At 69.4% G+C, this 15,514-nt stretch carries 13 protein-coding genes; 9 read left to right on the forward strand and 4 right to left on the reverse strand.

The genetic code is table 11. The features are described 5' to 3' along the window. The first annotated feature begins 82 nt into the window (after positions 1 to 82). From Q9G87_RS26840 to Q9G87_RS26860, 5 genes are all read left to right on the forward strand, one after another. Positions 83 to 1,129: a hypothetical protein gene (locus Q9G87_RS26840; protein ID WP_305919239.1), complete on the forward strand. Its 1,047-nt coding sequence runs from the start codon at positions 83 to 85 to the stop codon at positions 1,127 to 1,129. A gap of 205 nt (positions 1,130 to 1,334) precedes the next feature. Continuing rightward, positions 1,335 to 1,568, forward strand: coding sequence for a hypothetical protein (locus Q9G87_RS26845; RefSeq protein WP_305919240.1), 234 nt, complete (start codon positions 1,335 to 1,337; stop codon positions 1,566 to 1,568). Next, a complete protein-coding gene (locus tag Q9G87_RS26850; RefSeq protein ID WP_305919241.1) occupies positions 1,565 to 2,044 on the forward strand; it encodes a Clp protease N-terminal domain-containing protein in 480 nt (159 codons plus the stop codon). The genes Q9G87_RS26845 and Q9G87_RS26850 overlap by 4 nt, the downstream gene beginning before the upstream one ends. 186 nt (positions 2,045 to 2,230) lie before the next feature. Next, positions 2,231 to 3,133 (forward strand): ABC transporter ATP-binding protein, encoded by a 903-nt coding sequence (locus tag Q9G87_RS26855; protein WP_452450090.1) that lies wholly within the window; start codon positions 2,231 to 2,233, stop codon positions 3,131 to 3,133. Next, positions 3,130 to 3,975, forward strand: a complete 846-nt coding sequence (locus tag Q9G87_RS26860; protein ID WP_305919242.1) for an ABC transporter permease — start codon at positions 3,130 to 3,132, stop codon at positions 3,973 to 3,975. Before Q9G87_RS26855 ends, Q9G87_RS26860 begins: the two co-directional genes overlap by 4 nt. Before the next feature lie 81 nt (positions 3,976 to 4,056). On the opposite strand, the gene Q9G87_RS26865 is transcribed toward Q9G87_RS26860, so the two are convergent. From Q9G87_RS26865 to Q9G87_RS26880, 4 genes are all read right to left on the reverse strand, one after another. Beyond that, entirely contained in the window at positions 4,057 to 9,003 is a 4,947-nt protein-coding gene (locus Q9G87_RS26865) for an NAD-glutamate dehydrogenase (RefSeq protein ID WP_305919243.1), read from the reverse strand. Between the two features lie 38 nt (positions 9,004 to 9,041). Then, on the reverse strand, positions 9,042 to 9,845 hold the full coding sequence (locus Q9G87_RS26870; RefSeq protein ID WP_305919244.1) for a tryptophan 2,3-dioxygenase: 804 nt from the start codon (positions 9,843 to 9,845) through the stop codon (positions 9,042 to 9,044). A gap of 87 nt (positions 9,846 to 9,932) precedes the next feature. Further along, positions 9,933 to 10,130 carry a zf-HC2 domain-containing protein gene (locus Q9G87_RS26875; RefSeq protein ID WP_305919245.1) on the reverse strand — a complete coding sequence of 66 codons (198 nt, stop codon included), beginning with the start codon at positions 10,128 to 10,130 and terminating at the stop codon, positions 9,933 to 9,935. Next, positions 10,130 to 10,675, reverse strand: coding sequence for a sigma-70 family RNA polymerase sigma factor (locus tag Q9G87_RS26880; protein ID WP_127939938.1), 546 nt, complete (start codon positions 10,673 to 10,675; stop codon positions 10,130 to 10,132). The genes Q9G87_RS26875 and Q9G87_RS26880 overlap by 1 nt, the downstream gene beginning before the upstream one ends. 117 nt (positions 10,676 to 10,792) lie before the next feature. On the opposite strand from Q9G87_RS26880, the gene Q9G87_RS26885 reads away from it, so the two are divergent. From Q9G87_RS26885 to Q9G87_RS26900, 4 genes are all read left to right on the forward strand, one after another. Further along, positions 10,793 to 11,437, forward strand: coding sequence for a DUF4142 domain-containing protein (locus Q9G87_RS26885; protein ID WP_305919246.1), 645 nt, complete (start codon positions 10,793 to 10,795; stop codon positions 11,435 to 11,437). Next, entirely contained in the window at positions 11,434 to 12,903 is a 1,470-nt protein-coding gene (locus Q9G87_RS26890; RefSeq protein WP_305919247.1) for a DUF1996 domain-containing protein, read from the forward strand. The genes Q9G87_RS26885 and Q9G87_RS26890 overlap by 4 nt, the downstream gene beginning before the upstream one ends. Positions 12,904 to 13,012: 109 nt before the next feature. Beyond that, on the forward strand, positions 13,013 to 13,831 hold the full coding sequence (locus Q9G87_RS26895; protein ID WP_305919248.1) for a hypothetical protein: 819 nt from the start codon (positions 13,013 to 13,015) through the stop codon (positions 13,829 to 13,831). A gap of 28 nt (positions 13,832 to 13,859) precedes the next feature. Next, positions 13,860 to 15,491: an NADH-ubiquinone oxidoreductase-F iron-sulfur binding region domain-containing protein gene (locus tag Q9G87_RS26900; RefSeq protein ID WP_371825827.1), complete on the forward strand. Its 1,632-nt coding sequence runs from the start codon at positions 13,860 to 13,862 to the stop codon at positions 15,489 to 15,491. Positions 15,492 to 15,514: the final 23 nt, after the last annotated feature.

A 15,514-nucleotide genomic window follows, 5' to 3' on the forward strand; every position in this document is an offset into this window, starting at 1 on the left:
CGCGCCTCGCGGGAGAACTCCGTCCTCCAACCCGGGACCCGCCCAAGGCGTCGTCTTCCCGCGCACCCAATACGATGGCGACGTGCGTGTATTCGGGCGGCGGAAGGTGCTGGCGCTCGCCGCCGGCGTGCTGGCCGCGGCGAGCGCCTGCACGGGCAATGCGCCGCCGCCCTCCCCCTCGAAGCAGGCCGTGTCCGCCTCCTCGACGCCCACGCCCTCCGCGAGCGCGGTCGCGATCACCAGGGCCGAGGCGGCCAAGGAGTTCCACGACATCCTGGTCACCGACGACGCGCTGCGGGTGAAGAGCGACGAGGAGGACCTGCAGGGCCGCCTGGATCTGGCGGCCAAGGACCTCACAACCGGGGGGCAGGTGCTGCTGACCGTGGCGGCATACCTGTCGACCGACTACGCGCCGCCCCGCTACAAGTGGGGCCCGCCCACGCTCTACGTGCCCAGGTTCGTCCCGGAGGAGAAGGCGCCCTGGTTCAGCGCGCTGGCGACCCGCGATGGGCGGCCGACGCTGCTGACGTTCGCCAAGGCGGCGGACGACTGGCGGCTGAGTTCCGTGGCGCAACTCCTGCCAGGACAGCAACTGCCGGAGATCGAGCTGGACGCCGAGGGCTATGCGACGGCGCTGGCTCCCGACGACAAGACCGTCACGATCAGCCCGCAGTTCATGCAGCCCGTGCACGCCAGCGTGGCCGAGACCGGGACGGCCGGGGTCACGGCCGGGCTCCTCGCGCCGGGGCCCTATACGACCGAGGTGGCCGAGCAGATCGCCGAGCTGCGGCAGAAGGCCAAGGGCGACAGAAAGGTCGGCGGCTACAGCTACGACTCGATCTTCAGCGCCGACAACTTCCCTGTGTACGCGCTGCGCACCAAGGACGGCGGGGCGCTGATCCAGTATTCGCTGTCGCGGACGTCAACCACGACGACGAAGACGGCCGAGGACGACTACATCCCGGTGCCGGAGTCGGCCCGATGGGCGATCAGCGCGCCGGTGCTGCGCCGCACGCTGCGCCTGATCGAAACCCACCAATATGCCACCGCCGTCCCGCCGCTGTCCCGCCCGTCCGCGGCGGCCGTGATCGCCCACGAGGGCGCTCTCACCCGGGCCTCCGGTCAATAACACCCAATGAGAGGCCCATTTTTTTACGGCAAGCCGCCTTGCCCGCACGCGCCGTAACTCCTTGCCGTCCGTCATGGCCGGTCGTGAAGGCTCACGGGTTGCTCGCCGTGACGAGCGTCATCTTTACCTGCTTCTTCGCTGACATCTTGGCCCGCTAAGCAACCACAGTTGACTAACGAGCCATTAGTCAACTACGGTTGCTTGTATGCCGGCAGATGATGTTTCCGTACCCAAAGACCCCGCGGACGCGCTCGCGGCCGTGATGGCGTTGCGGCGCCTGGCCGACCAGTTGGAGGACGCCGCCGTCGAGCAGGCCATGCGGGCGGGCTGGAGCTGGCCCGACGTGGCCGAGGCGCTCGGCGTCACCCGGCAGGCGGTCCACAAGAAGCACTCCAAGCGGCTCATCGCGGCCGGCGTCACGTTGAGGAGACGACAATGAGCGCGATCGACCACTACATCCAGGCGATCATCGTGGGAGGCGGGGCGGAGACGCTGGAGGACGGCTCCGCGGTGATCGAAGCGCACCACCTCCTGCTGGCGATCGCCGCGCACGAGGGCACCGCCGCGCACCGCGTGCTGCTCGCGGCCGGCCTGGGACGGCAGGCGATCAGGGAGGCGCTGGACCGGGAGTTCGAGCACAGCCTCAGCACGGTGGGGGTGTCTCTCGCCTCCTACGACCTCCCGAAGCCGAGCCGCGACCCCAAGCTGCCGAAGATCGGCGCCTCGGCCAGGCTCGCCCTGGAACGCGGCTTCGCCGCCGCCACCGGCAAGAAGGACCTGCGACCCGCGCATCTGCTGCTCGGCATCCTGGACACCGAGATCGGCACCGTGCCCCGCGCACTCACCCTGGTCGGTGCCGACCGGGCCGACCTGATGGCACGCGCCCGGGAGACCCTCGCCCACGAGAGCTGGTAGCTCGGGTCTCCGAGCTACCAGCTCTCACCACCCCATCCCCCTGTCGTCCCGGCCCTTGCCGCGGACCGCCCACGCGTAGCGATGCGGTCCGGCCGGTTCGGGTCGCGATGTGTCATGCCCTCGCGACGGGTGCCGCCGGCACGCGTCCCGTCACGGGGACATCCGATCACGAAGAGAGGTCATTTCATGACGATGAGCGACCAAGCCGCGCTCGACGTCGACGGGCTGCGCATGCGCTACGGCCCGGTCGACGTGCTGCACGATGTCACGTTCCAGGTCCGCCACGGCGAGGTCGTGGCTCTGTTAGGGCCGAACGGGGCGGGCAAGACCACCACGATCGAGATCCTGGAGGGCTTCCGCACCCGCTCGGCGGGCCGGGTCGAGGTGCTCGGCGCCGATCCCGCGCACGGCGACGAGCGGTGGCGGGCCCGGCTCGGGGTCGTGCTGCAGTCCTGGCGCGACCACGGCAACTGGCGGGTCCGCGAGCTCCTGGACCACCTCGGCGGCTACTACGCCGGCTACACCACCCCCCACATTCGGCGGCCGTGGGACGGCGCCGAGCTGATCGAGGCGATCGGCCTCACCGGGCAGGCGGGCAAGAAGATCAAGACCCTGTCCGGCGGCCAGCGGCGCAGGCTGGACGTGGCGATCGGCATCGTGGGCCGCCCTGAGCTGCTGTTCCTCGACGAGCCGACCGCGTCGTTCGACCCGCAGGCCAGGAGCGAGTTCCACGACCTCGTACGCGGCCTGGTCGACGCCCACGAGACCACCGTGCTGCTCACCACCCACGATCTGGACGAGGCCGAAAAGCTGGCCGACCGCATCGTCGTGCTGAACGGCGGCCGGATCATCGCCGATGGCACGGCCGGCGAACTGGCGCGGCGGATCGCCGGTGAGGACGAGGTGCGCTGGCTCCTCGACGGGCAGCGGTTCGTCCAGAAGACAGCGGACTCGACCCGGTTCGCCCAGGACCTGTTCGCCCGGTACGGCGACGACGTCCAGGAGCTCGAGATCCACCGGGCCTCGCTGGAGCAGACGTACCTCACCCTGGTCCGCCAGGCCGAATCGACCCCGGAGGCGAGCCGATGAACCCCACCACGACGGCACTGCGCGCGGGCTGGTCCCGCGGCCTGATCGAGTTGCGCCAGTCCTTCACCAATGGGCCCGAGCTCTTCTCGCATGTCCTCTGGCCCGGCCTGATGGTGGCCACCATGTTCTTCATCAGGGACCTGTCGTTCGGCTCCAGCGGGCTCCTGCTCAGCACCCTGGCCCTGCCGAGCATCCTCGGGATGAACGCCGCGGTCGGCATGATCAGCATGAGCCAGCAGCTGACCGCCGACCGCGAGGACGGCACGTTACTGAGGGCCAAGGCGACTCCGCACGGCATGCCGGCCTACCTCATCGGCAAGGTCATCTCGGTCTCCGGCGGCCTGCTCGCCGACCTGATGATCTTCCTGGTGCCCGGCGTGCTCATCGTCGAGGGCCTGGCGGTCGGCCCGGGCTCCTGGCCGACCCTGGCCTGGGTGCTGGTGCTGGGCCTGGTCGCGACGCTGCCCATCGGCGCGGTGCTCGGCTCGGCGTTCGCCAGCGCCCGGGCCCAGGGGTTGCTCCAGCTGCCGTTCCTCGGCGTGATCGGGATCTCCGGCATCTTCTATCCGATCACCGCACTGCCCGAGTGGCTCCAGTGGATCGCCCAGATCTTCCCGGTCTACTGGATGGGGCTGGGCATGCGCTCGGCCTTGCTGCCCGACTCGGCGGCGGCCATCGAGATCGGCGAGTCCTGGCGGCACCTGGAGACCGCCGGCGTGCTGGGCGCATGGGCGGTGCTCGGGCTGCTCGTGGCGCCGGTGGTATTGCGGAGGATGGCACGCGGGGAGTCGGGGTCGAGCGTGGCCGCCCGCCGCGAGCGCGCCCTGCGGCGCGTCGGCTGAGCACACGCCTGGGAGCGGCGCCGTGACGGCCCATGGCGCTGCGGCGGCGGACAGAGCCGTCGCAGCGCCGATGGCGAAGGGCTACGCCTCCGTGTGCGGGAGGTTGCTGGCGGCTACCAGCGTGCGGATGGCACGCAGCGCGACCGAGAGCGTGGCCAGGTCGAAGTTGTCGCTCTCCCAGATCTCCGACAACGTCTGCCTGGCCCGGGAGACGGCCGCGGAGTTGGCCTCGGACCAGCGGGCCAGCCGCTCCTCCGGGGGCAGCCCCGGCTTGCTGTGGGCCAGCACATCCCTGGTCAGCGAGGCGTGCGCGGCGTACAGGTCGTCGCGCAGGGCCGAGCGGGCCATGGAATTCCACCGGTTGTCCCTGGGCAGGGCGATGATCCGCTCCCTGAGGCGGGCCATCTGGAGGCGGTCGGCCAGGTCGAAGTAGACCTCGCCGACCTCGTTGACCGGCCGTCCCGTCAGCGAGGAGACCTCGACCAGATCCAGCGTGGAGTACGCGGGCACCATGCCGGCCACCCGCTCGGCCAGCTCCAGCGGCACGCCCCGGGCCACGAACGAGTCCCGGCGCTCCTCGTACGCCGCCAGGTCGGGCCCGGTGAGCATCTTCGGGATGTGCGCGACGAGCCCGTTGACGCCCTTCGTGAAGAAGCTGACGGAACCGGCCAGGTCGAGCGGCGGGCGCCGGTTGACCAGCAGCCAGCGGGTGCCGCGCTCGACGAGCTTGCGGGCCTCCAGCAACATGGCGATCTGGACATCGGTGTTCACCTTGTTGTCCAGCGACTCCACGGCCCGGTAGAACGACGGCAGGTCGAAGACCTCCCGCGCCACCAGCCAGGCCCGCGCGATGTCGGGCGTCGAGGCGCCGGTCTCCTCGGCGAAGCGGTGCATGAACGTGGTGCCCATGAAGTTGACCAGCTCGTTCACCGCACAGGTGGTGATGATCTCCCGCCGCAGCGGGTGCCCGTCCATGTAGGTCCTGAAGCGTTCCCGCAGGTCCGACGGGAAGTACGACACCAGCCACGACTCCAGGTACGGCTCGTCGGGCAGGTCGGAGGCGAGCAGCTCGGCGTCGGCCACCAGCTTGGTGTAGGCCAGCAGGACGGAGAACTCGGGCGCGGTGAGCCCGAGCCTGGCCTGGCGGCGCTCGGCCAGCGTCTTGTCCGAGGGCAGGAACTCCAGCTCCCGGTTGACCAGCCCTTCGCGCTCCAGCCGCCGCAGGTAGCGGGCGTGGATGTGGAGCATCTCGACGGACTGGGCACGGGCGGCGGCCAGGACCACGTTCTGCGCGTAGTTGTCCCGCAGCACCAGCGCCGCGACCTCGTCGGTCATCGAGGTGAAGACCTGGTTGCGCTGCTTGTCGGTCAGCTCGCCGTCCCGGACGACCTGGTCGAGCAGGATCTTGATGTTCACCTCGTGGTCGGAGGTGTCCACCCCGGCCGAGTTGTCGATGAAGTCGGTGTTGACCAGCCCGCCGTTCAGCGCGAACTCGATCCTGGCCAGCTGGGTGAAGCCCAGGTTGCCGCCCTCACCGACGACCTTGCAGCGCAGGTCGGCGGCGTTGACCCGGAGCGCGTCGTTGGCCTTGTCACCCACGTCGGTGTGGGACTCGGAGGCGGCCTTCACGTACGTGCCGATGCCGCCGTTCCACAGCAGGTCCACCGGGGCCCGCAGGATGGCGCTGATCAGGTCGTTCGGCGCCAGCGAGCTCACCCCGGCGGGGATGCCGAGCGCCTCGCGCATCTGAGCCGTGATCTGGATGGACTTGGCGGTACGCGGGAAGACGCCGCCGCCCGCCGAGATCATCTTGGTGTCGTAGTCCTCCCACGAGCTGCGCGGCAGGTTGAACAGGCGCTGCCGCTCGGCGTACGAGCGGTCGGCGTCCGGGGACGGGTCCACGAAGATGTGCCGGTGGTCGAACGCGGCCACCAGCCGGATGTGCTGGGACAGCAGCATGCCGTTGCCGAACACGTCGCCCGACATGTCGCCGATGCCGGCCACCGTGAAGTCGGTGGTCTGCGTGTCCACACCCATGGTGCGGAAGTGGTATTTGACCGACTCCCACGCGCCCCGGGCGGTGATGCCCATGGCCTTGTGGTCGTAGCCGACGGACCCGCCGGAGGCGAACGCATCGCCCAGCCAGAACCCATAGTCCTTGGCCACGCCGTTGGCGATGTCGGAGAAGGTGGCGGTGCCCTTGTCGGCCGCCACGACCAGGTAGGGGTCGTCGCCGTCGTGCCTGACTACGTCGGGCGGCGGCACGACCTTGCCGTCCACGAGGTTGTCGGTGACGTCCAGCAGCCCAGAGATGAAGGTCCGGTAGCAGGCCACGCCCTCGGCGAGCAGAGCCTCGCGAGTGCCGCCCACTGGCGGACGTTTCACGACAAATCCACCTTTGGACCCAGTCGGGACAATGACGGTGTTTTTCACCATCTGCGCCTTAACCAGGCCCAATATCTCCGTCCGGAAGTCCTCCATCCGATCGGACCACCGCAGCCCGCCGCGCGCCACCTTCCCGAATCGCAGATGCACGCCCTCGACCCGGGGCGAGTAAACGAATATCTCGAACTTCGGCCGCGGCAGCGGCAGCACACTGATGGCCTGCGGATCGAACTTAAGTGAAATGTACGATTTGCGCCGTCCATTTACCGTTTGGAAGTAATTCGTCCTCAATGTCGCCTGAATCATCTCCAGGTACGCCCGGAGGATGCGGTCCTCGTCCAGCGAGGCCACCTCGTCCAGCGCCCCCAGGGCCTCCTCGTGCAGCGCATCCAGGAGCTCGGCCCGCACGTCGTCGCTCCGCCGCGGATCCAGCTTGGCCTCGAACAGGCTCACCAGCAGCCGCGCCAGCCGCACGTTGCCGTTCAGCACCCGCTCGATGTAGGACTGTGAGAACGTGCTCCCGGCCTGGCGCAGGTATGTGGCGTAGACCCGGAGGATCTCCACCTCCTCCCAGGTCAGCCCGGCCTGCAGGATGAGCGCGTTGAAGTCGTCGGCCTGCACCCGCCCCTTCCACAGCGCGGTGAGCCCGTCCTGGAACAGCCGCTTGAAGTCGTTCCTGTCCACCTCATCGGAGGGCGTGTAACGCAGCCCGAAGTCGTAGATCCAGGCGTTCTTGGTGTTGGGGGCGAGTTCATGGTCGCGCTCCCTCGGGCCTCCGTTGGCTTTGTTCCTCGCGCTCTCCGGCCCGGCTCGCCGCTCCGGGTCCCTTTCGATCTCGTAGGGCCGCTCGTCGACGACCTCGACGCCGAGCCGCTGGATCAGGGGCAGCGCCTGGGACAGCGAGATGGGCGAGCCGACTTTGTAGATCTTGAGCCGCCGCTCCCCCTCAGTCGCGTCGTACGGCTCGTAGAGGTTGATCCCGACCTGCTCGTCGTCGCCAGCGGCGGCGAGCTCCTCCAGGCGGCGCAGGTCCACGACGGCCACCTTGGGCGGGAAGTCCGCCTTGTATCCCTCGGGGAACGCGGACGCGTACCGCCGGATGAGCGCGGGCGACTCCTCCTCGGAGGTCATCTCCCCCAGCGCGGCGGCCAGGTCGTCCTCCCAGGAACGGGTGAGCGCGGCCAGCCTGGCCTCCAGCTCCTCCACGTCCCCGCTCGGCGGCGGCAGCTGCCTGCCCCGCTCGCCCCGCACCACCACGTGCAGCCGGGCGAGCACCGACTCGCCGATCATCGCGCTGTAGTCCAGCGACTTGCCGCCCAGGGCCTTGAGCAGCACCTCCTGCATCTTCAGCCGCACCTTGGTGGTGTAGCGGTCACGCGGCAGGTAGATCAGGCAGGAGATGTAGCGTCCGTAGTCGTCGCGCCGCAGGAACAGCTTGACCTGCTTGCGCTCACGCAGCCGCAACACGCCCATGGCGATCGGCAGCAGCTGCTCGACGGAGGTCTGGAACAGCTCGTCGCGCGGGAACGTCTCGAGGATCTCGATCAGGTCCTTGCCGTCGTGGCTGTCGGGCTGCAGCCCGGCCGCGTCGAGCACGTCGGCCAGCTTGCGCCGCAGCACCGGGATCCTGGAGATCGACTCGTTGTAGGCGACATGCGTGAACAGGCCGAGGAAGCGCCGCTCCCCGATCACCTCGCCCTCGGGCGAGAACGTCTTGACCCCGATGTAGTCGAGGTAGGTCGCCCGGTGCACGGTGGCACGGGAGTTGGCCTTGGTGATGATCATCAGGTGCTTCTCGCGTGCCTTGGCCCGCACCTCGGGCGGCAACACGGAGAAGCTGGCCGAGCCGGGCCTGTCGTCACGCAGGATGCCCAGCGCCGCCCCCGGCAGCGAGCGCAGCGCCTCGCCTTCGTCGGTGTCCTCGAGCCGGTATTCCCGGTAACCGAGGAAGGTGAAGTGCCCGTCGGCCAGCCAGCGCAGCAGGTCGATGCTGTCCTCGACCTCTGCCGGCTCCAGCGGCGGCGGGTTCATGCTCAGGGCTTCGGCGGTCTGCACGGCCAGTGCCCGCATCTTCCTGAAGTCCTCGACGGCGTGGCGCACATCTTCGAGCACCCGCTGGAGGTCGGCCTCGAGTCCCTTGAGCACGGCGGGATCGGACTGCCGGTCGATCTCGATGTGCATCCACGACTCGACCAGCATCTGGCCGGTGACGTCCTCCTGGCCGCGGCCGAGCATGCGGCCCGTCATGTCGCGGCGCACCCGCATCTGCGGGTGGACCACCAGGTGGGTGCCCAGGTCGTGCCGGTCGAGCTCCATCGTCACCGAGTCGACGAGGAACGGCATGTCGTCGGTGACCACTTCGACCACCGAGTGCCCCGGGTCCCAGCCGTGCTCCTCCAAGGTGGGCGCATAGGCCCGGACCACCGCCCGGCCCTGCGGGCGGACCTCGGCCAGCTGGCGTTGCGACATCGCGGGGCCGTAAACGTCGACCGGGTTGCGGTCGAGCAGGTCCTCGGGCGCCACGTAACGGTAGTAGAACCGGAGGAAGGACAGCGCCTCCTCGGTGGTCACGTGTTCGCTGCTCGCCGCACAGCTCTCGGCGGCTCGCTGCAGCAGCTCATCCTTGGCCTCGTCGAGGGGCATCGTAGGTCTCACTCCTTTGTGAGGGTTCGCCGTGGCGTTCATAGCCAGGCCCTTAGTTCCCACAGCAGCGGGAAGTAGTGCAGGCGCGCCCTACTGCGCAGATAGGGCGCGCCGGTCGAGCCGCCGGTGCCGGACTTGGTGCCGATCTGGCGTTCGACCATCTGAACGTGACGCATCCGCCACAGTGCGGTGGTCTCGTCGTGGGTGAGGAGGTCCTCGGCCAGCTGCCACAGGTCGTCGTGGGACCGGCGGTCTCTGGCCACGGCCAGCAGCGAGGCCATGATCTCGTCGTCCGAGACCGGCAGGCCACGCTGGGCGAGGGCGGCGAGGTAAGCATCCCACAATGTGGGCTCCTCCAGCCTGCGGCGCAGCCTGGTGAGCTCGGTGTCCGAGGCATGGCGGAAGCTGCCGACGTAGCGCTCGTCCTTCAGCCCCGACAGGAACTCCAGCTCGCGGAACTGCACCGACTGGAACCCGCTGGCCGGCGCCAGCTTCGCGCGGAACACCAGGAAGTCCTGAGGCGTCATCGTCTCCAGGACCTCGATCTGCTCGATCAGCACCCGCTCGACCGCGTGCACCCGCTGGAACAGGTGCCTGGCCTGCCACAGCTCGCCGCCGAACATGGCGGCGCGAGCGGCCTCCAACTCGTGGAGCAGCAGCTTGAACCACAGCTCGTAGACCTGGTGGATGGTGATGAAGAGCAGCTCGTCCGGCGCCTCGGACTGCGGCTGCTGCTGCGCGAGCAACGCGGGCAGGCAAAGGTAGCCGCCGTACGACAGCCGGCCGCCTTCCTCTCCGAACTGCCGATCCGGGGGACCGGGCGCATCACCGTCGATGCCCACCGAACACCTCCCCCTGAACCACCCGGCTTTCCGGTTGCCGGGCGTAAAGCCTCGCCGTACCGATACCACCCGAAAAGGGGACAGACGTCAACGTGACATGGACATCGGGGGGTCGTCGTCGGAGGCCGAGGGGGTGTTCTTGAGCGCGTCGAGCTGATCGGGCAGCTCGGCGAGCTGGATGAGCTCCGCCTGGCACTGCTCGCACGTGTCGAGGTGGCGTTCGAACGCCTCGTGCTCCTCTTCATCGAGGACACCAAGGACGTAGGCGGCCACCTCGTCATGCATCAGCCGGCTACCCCCTTGTCCCGCAGCAGCTCGCGGAGAGCCCGGATCCCGTAGTAGAGCCGGGACTTCACCGTGCCCGGCGGGATCCCCAGAATCTCCGCCGCTTCACTTATCGTACGGTCTCGAAGGTAGGTCTGCTCAATGACTTCGCGGTGTTCTTCGGACAGACTGCGGAGCGCGTCGGCGACAACGATCGCCGAGAGGGCTCGCTCCGAGCCGTCGGGCACCGCCATCATGTCGACTTCGGGCGGTTCGACCTCGTGAGGCCGCACGCTCTTCCGCCGACGCCCATCGATAACGATGCGGCGGGCCACTGTCAGTAGCCACGCCCATATGAGGCTTGGTTCCCATTGCAGTCTTGCCGAGTTACGCCAGGCTCTGACGAGCGTCTCCTGCACGACGTCTTCAGCCCATTGAAGGTCGTTACCTGTAGATTTGCGTACGTGGCGCAGCAGAGGGCCGCCGAACTCCTGGTAAAGCACCGCAATGCGGTGCTCCGCCTCGGCATCCGCACTCTCGAACCTGCCGTCGAGGTGACCTAGCACGGGGCACATCTTTACACCTTTGTTATTGGTTCGGTAGCCACTCCGATAACTCCAGTCATTTCTAACTATCTCCGGCCATAGGTGAACCTGGCCCGGGAAGCTCGCGTACCTCCGACCATGCACAGGCTTTTGCGTGGCGAGCTCTTCATGCTCGGCGGCTTCGTCCTAGCCGCTGCGGTGACGATCGTGCTGGTCATGCCGCCGTCGATCGACCCCGCGGCCGCTCAGTTCACTGAGACACCCGCGGGACCGCTCACGGCAGCCGACCGCGACCTGCTGGTCAAGGTGCGACAGGCAGGCCTCTGGGAGATGCCCGCCGGCGACTACGCCAGGACTCGCGCCGAGTCCCAGCGCGTGAAGGAAGTCGGCAGGCTGATCATGGAGGAGCACGCGAGGCTGGACCAGATGACCCGCCAAGCGGCGAAGAAGCTCGGCGTGGCCCTGCCCGACGAGCCCAACGCCGATCAGCAGCGGTGGCTTGCGCAGCTGGCAGCCGAGAGCGGCCCTGCCTTCGACAAGGACTACGTGAACCTGTTGCGTGCCGCGCACGGCAAGGTCTTCACCGTCGTGGCGGGCGTACGGTCCGGGACCCGGAACTCCGAGATACGGAAGTTCGCCCAGGAAGGCATCAACTTCGTCATGCGCCACATGGCGTATCTGGAGTCCACCGGCCTGGTCGACCACACCCAGTTGCCCGAGGCCCCAACGCCCCCGCCTGCACCACCCGTCGCTCTGGCGGTCGAAACAAGGAGACACATATGAGTAGATCCAGACGCATGGCCGCGGCCGCGTCCGTCCTGGCCATGGCGGCCACCGGGCTGGTGTCCGCGGCCGTGATCGGCGTCGGCCCGGCGATCGCCGACCACTGCGTCCCCGGAGAGGCCACCGCGAGCCCGAGCCCCTCGGCGCAGCAGCGGAACGGGAACCAGAACCAGCAGGATCAAGACCAGCAACCGGACCAAGGACAGCAACCGGACCAGGGCCAGCAGCAGGACCAAGGACAGCAACCGGACCAGGGCCAGCAGCAGGACCAAGGACAGCAACCGGACCAGGGCCAGCAGGAAGGCACCGGCCAGCAGCAGGACGCCGATCAGCAGGCTCCCCAGGGCGGCGGCGCCGCGATCCTGGACCCGGCCGCGTCTCCCGCCCCTGAGGGCGACGGCCAGACGCAGACCCCCGAGGGCGACGACCAGGCCCAGGCTCCCGAGGAGGAGCAGAGCGCCTCGACGTTCTCCCGCCGCGGCCGGCCCACCAGGACGGCCACACCGACCCCGACGCAGTCCGAGACCCCCGACGAGCAGCCGAGCGGAACCGCGTCGCCCTCGCCCACCGAGACCGGGAACGGCGAGGAGGAGGCGTGCGCCGACCTCGGCCCCTTCCCCGAGGACTTCATCGACATCCGCCAGGTCCCGCCGCGCCAGCTCGGCGCGCGGATCGGCAGGAGCGGCTCGCGCGGCACGTTCGTCTCCCAGTGCGGCCGCAACGAGAACCGCCACAACAACCCCGACAACTTCATCGTCGCCCCCGGCGTGAGCAACGGGGCGCACCACCTGCACGACTACGTGGGCAACGTGTCGACGGACGCGTTCTCCACCGATGAGAGCCTGGCGGCGGCGGGCACCACCTGCCGGCTGAACGACCGGTCAACCTACTTCTGGCCCGTGCTCAGAGACCGCAACTCGGACCAGAACTCCAACGACCCCGACGGCAACGTCGGCCAGGCGCTGACGGCCCGCGCGGTGCAGCTGCAGTTCCGCGGCAACGCGACCTCCAGGGTCGTCGCCATGCCGAGGTTCCTCAGGCTGATCACCGGTGACGCCAAGGCCGCCACCAACGGCGGGGCCAACGCGCGGGCCGCGTGGAGCTGCACGGGATTCCAAAACCGTATAGCGACCGACAAATACCCGCTTTGCCCGCGCGGCAGCCTCGTTCTTCGTATTCTGGACTTCCCCAGTTGCTGGGACGGTCAGAACACCGACAGCGCCAACCACCGCACACACGTGGTCTTCCCCGGCCAGAACGGTGCTTGTCCTCAGGGCACTCGGGCGATTCCGCAGCTTCGCATGACCCTCGCGTACTCCGTGCCGCAGGGCCAGTCATTCGCGGTGGACGCCTTCCCTGAGCAGAAGCACAACCCGGTCACCGACCACGCCGACTTCGCCAACGTCATGCCCGATCGGCTGATGCGCTTCGTCGTCGATTGCATCAACCGGGGCCGCCGTTGCTGACCCTGAAAACCGCGCCCTGAAGGGCAATTCCGCCTTCCGAGTCGCACCCTCACTCGACCTTGGAGGGAATGAGATGCTCCACAGACGACACCCCCGGCACGCTCCCACGATGCTGGATACCCGAAGCATCCGGCTGGGAGCAAGCGCGACCGTCATGGCCCTCCTGCTGTCCGCGTTCGCGCTGACCAGGACGGAACGCGGTATCGCGCTGCTCGGCCGCGGGGTGAGCTTCCTCGAGTACTACGCGGGCGTGTTCGCTCTGGTGCTGCTGACCGCTACGGTCGCACTCGGCATCATCACCACGGAACGCGTCTTCCTGTCGCCGGCCAACCGGGTCAGGGCACAGCTCGCGCACCGGGCCACCGCCCTCATCGGGCTGGCCTATCTGGTCACGCACATCTCACTCATGATCAGTCTGGGGCACGTGCCGCTGGGGGCCGCGGTCGTGCCGGTGGCCGGGATCTACGTGGCACTCGGGACGCTGGCCTTCGATCTGATGATCGTGGCCGTGGTCACGGGAATGCTCAGGGGGCGTTTCGCCGTACGGGCCAAGCCGTGGATGTGGCGGGTGCTGCACTCGTCCGCATACGTGGCCTGGCCCATCGGCATCATGCACGGACTGACGGCCGGCCGTCCGCCGGCCGGATGGGTGGCCTGGTCCTACGTGGCCAGCCTGGCGGCGGTCGGCGGGGCGCTGATCGTGCGCGTGCTGGCCTCGCTGCGCCGGCCGCCGGTCGTACCCGAGATGGTCGAAGCGCCCGCGGTGACCTCCCCCGCCGCCGTCGGCGTGCCCGCCGAACGGCCGGAGACGGCCGCGACGCGGAACGCGGCCGCCGCCGAGGCCGCCAGGGCGGCCGCCGAGTCGGCCAGGACGAACGCACCGGTGAGCCTCGCCGAGGCTCGACGCAGATACCGGGAGGCCGGATGAACCCGAACGTCATCGCAAAGGAGCGACCGTGATTCCGGCTCGAGTGCCACGGGTGTTACGCATGGGTCCGGCCCGGCTGACCGCCGGGCTCGACCACTGCCGCCGCCTCGACCTGCCCGCCCACCGCACGCTCCACGGCGTCGTGGAGCCGCGCACGCTGGACGAGCTCATCTCGTACGCCAACGAGGTGGACATGCGCGGGCGGGGCGGCGCCGCCTTCCCCTTCGCCCGCAAGCTCCGGGCCGTCGCCGACGCGGTGGGCCCGGGCGGCGAGTGCGTCATCCTCGTCAACGGGGCCGAGGGCGAGCCGGCCAGCTCCAAGGACGCCATGCTGCTCACCCGCAACCCCCACCTGGTCCTCGACGGCGCGGTGCTGGCCGCCGAGGCGCTCGGCGCCCGCGAGGTGGTGCTCGCCACGGCCGGGGGCGAGGTCGCCGAGGCGTCCGTCGCCGCCGCCGTGGCCGAGCGCCGGGCCGCGAACGTGTCCGGCGGGGCCGAGAGCCGGGTGCCGATCCGCGTGGTCGGCATCAAGGAGCGGTTCATCTCCGGCGAGGGCGGCGCGCTCGTCAACGCCGTGAACGGCGAGATGGGCATCCCGCCCGGCCGCAAGAGGCGGGCCGCGACGAGCGGCGTGGACGGGCTGCCGACCCTGCTGTCCAACACGGAGACGTACGCGCAGCTCGCGCTGCTCGCCGAGTACGGGCCGCAGAAGTACGCCGAGGTCGGCACCGGCAAGGAGCCCGGCACGATCCTGCTCACCGTCAGCGGCGGCGCGGCCCACGGGGCGGTCATCGAGACGCCGACCGGCACCATGCTGGCCGACGTGCTCGACCTGTGCGAGGCCGACCTCGGCGACGGCGTGCTCATCGGCGGCTACCACGGCGCGTGGGTGTCGGCCGAGGCCGTCCAGACGGCCGTGATCTCGCGCGAGGGCATGAAGGCCGCCGGCGCCACCTTGGGGGCCGGGATCATCGTCCCGCTCGGCGAGTCCACGTGCTCGCTGGGCGAGGCCGCCAGGGTCGCCTCCTACCTGGCCGCCGAGTCGGCGGGCCAGTGCGGCCCGTGCCGCCTCGGCCTGCCGGACGTGGCCAGGCTCATGTGCGACCTCGTCGAGGGCAAGGGCTCCGTGGACGCGATCCGGCGGTCCGTACGCCTGGTCGAGCGGCGCGGCGCGTGCTTCCACCCGGACGGCACGGCGAAGTTCGTTTTGTCGGCGCTGGACGCGTTCGAGACCGAGATCGCGATCCACCTGGAGCACGGCTCGTGCGGGCGGCCGGTGCGCGGTGTGCTGCCGATGCCCGAGCGCGAGGCCGAGATCGCCTATCGCCTGGAGGTGGACTGGTCGCGCTGCCAGGGACACGGACTGTGCGCGCACCTGCTGCCCGAGTTCGTGGACCTGGACGACTACGGGTTCCCGTCGTTCAGGAGCGTCCCCGGGTGGATGGCCAAGGAGGCGCGGCGGGCGGTCGAGATGTGCCCGGCGCTGGCCCTCCGGCTGGCCTCCAGCAGCGGCGACGGGCACGGCGGACCGGGACCGAAGACGAGCGGATCGCCGTTGCGGCTGGTCAAGGACGGCATGATGAAAGCAGGTTCGAGTGTGCCACGGCTGACGCGGGTAGGCGCCGCTCCGAGCGTGAGAGCCCGAGGGACGGCCGGATGACCTCTGGGTGAACGCATGGGCAG

The sequence above is a fragment of the Nonomuraea turcica genome (genome assembly GCF_030718205.1).
GTDB lineage: Bacteria > Actinomycetota > Actinomycetes > Streptosporangiales > Streptosporangiaceae > Nonomuraea.

Excerpts from the sequence above, each read along its gene's own strand:
- Q9G87_RS26845 (WP_305919240.1), top strand. The coding sequence starts at position 1,335 with ATGCCGGCAGATGATGTTTCCGTACCCAAAGACCCCGCGGACGCGCTC.
- Q9G87_RS26850 (WP_305919241.1), top strand. The coding sequence starts at position 1,565 with ATGAGCGCGATCGACCACTACATCCAGGCGATCATCGTGGGAGGCGGG.
- Q9G87_RS26855 (WP_452450090.1), top strand. The coding sequence starts at position 2,231 with ATGACGATGAGCGACCAAGCCGCGCTCGACGTCGACGGGCTGCGCATG.
- Q9G87_RS26860 (WP_305919242.1), top strand. The coding sequence starts at position 3,130 with ATGAACCCCACCACGACGGCACTGCGCGCGGGCTGGTCCCGCGGCCTG.
- Q9G87_RS26865 (WP_305919243.1), bottom strand. The coding sequence starts at position 9,003 with ATGCCCCTCGACGAGGCCAAGGATGAGCTGCTGCAGCGAGCCGCCGAG.
- Q9G87_RS26875 (WP_305919245.1), bottom strand. The coding sequence starts at position 10,130 with ATGCATGACGAGGTGGCCGCCTACGTCCTTGGTGTCCTCGATGAAGAG.
- Q9G87_RS26885 (WP_305919246.1), top strand. The coding sequence starts at position 10,793 with ATGCACAGGCTTTTGCGTGGCGAGCTCTTCATGCTCGGCGGCTTCGTC.
- Q9G87_RS26890 (WP_305919247.1), top strand. The coding sequence starts at position 11,434 with ATGAGTAGATCCAGACGCATGGCCGCGGCCGCGTCCGTCCTGGCCATG.
- Q9G87_RS26895 (WP_305919248.1), top strand. The coding sequence starts at position 13,013 with ATGCTGGATACCCGAAGCATCCGGCTGGGAGCAAGCGCGACCGTCATG.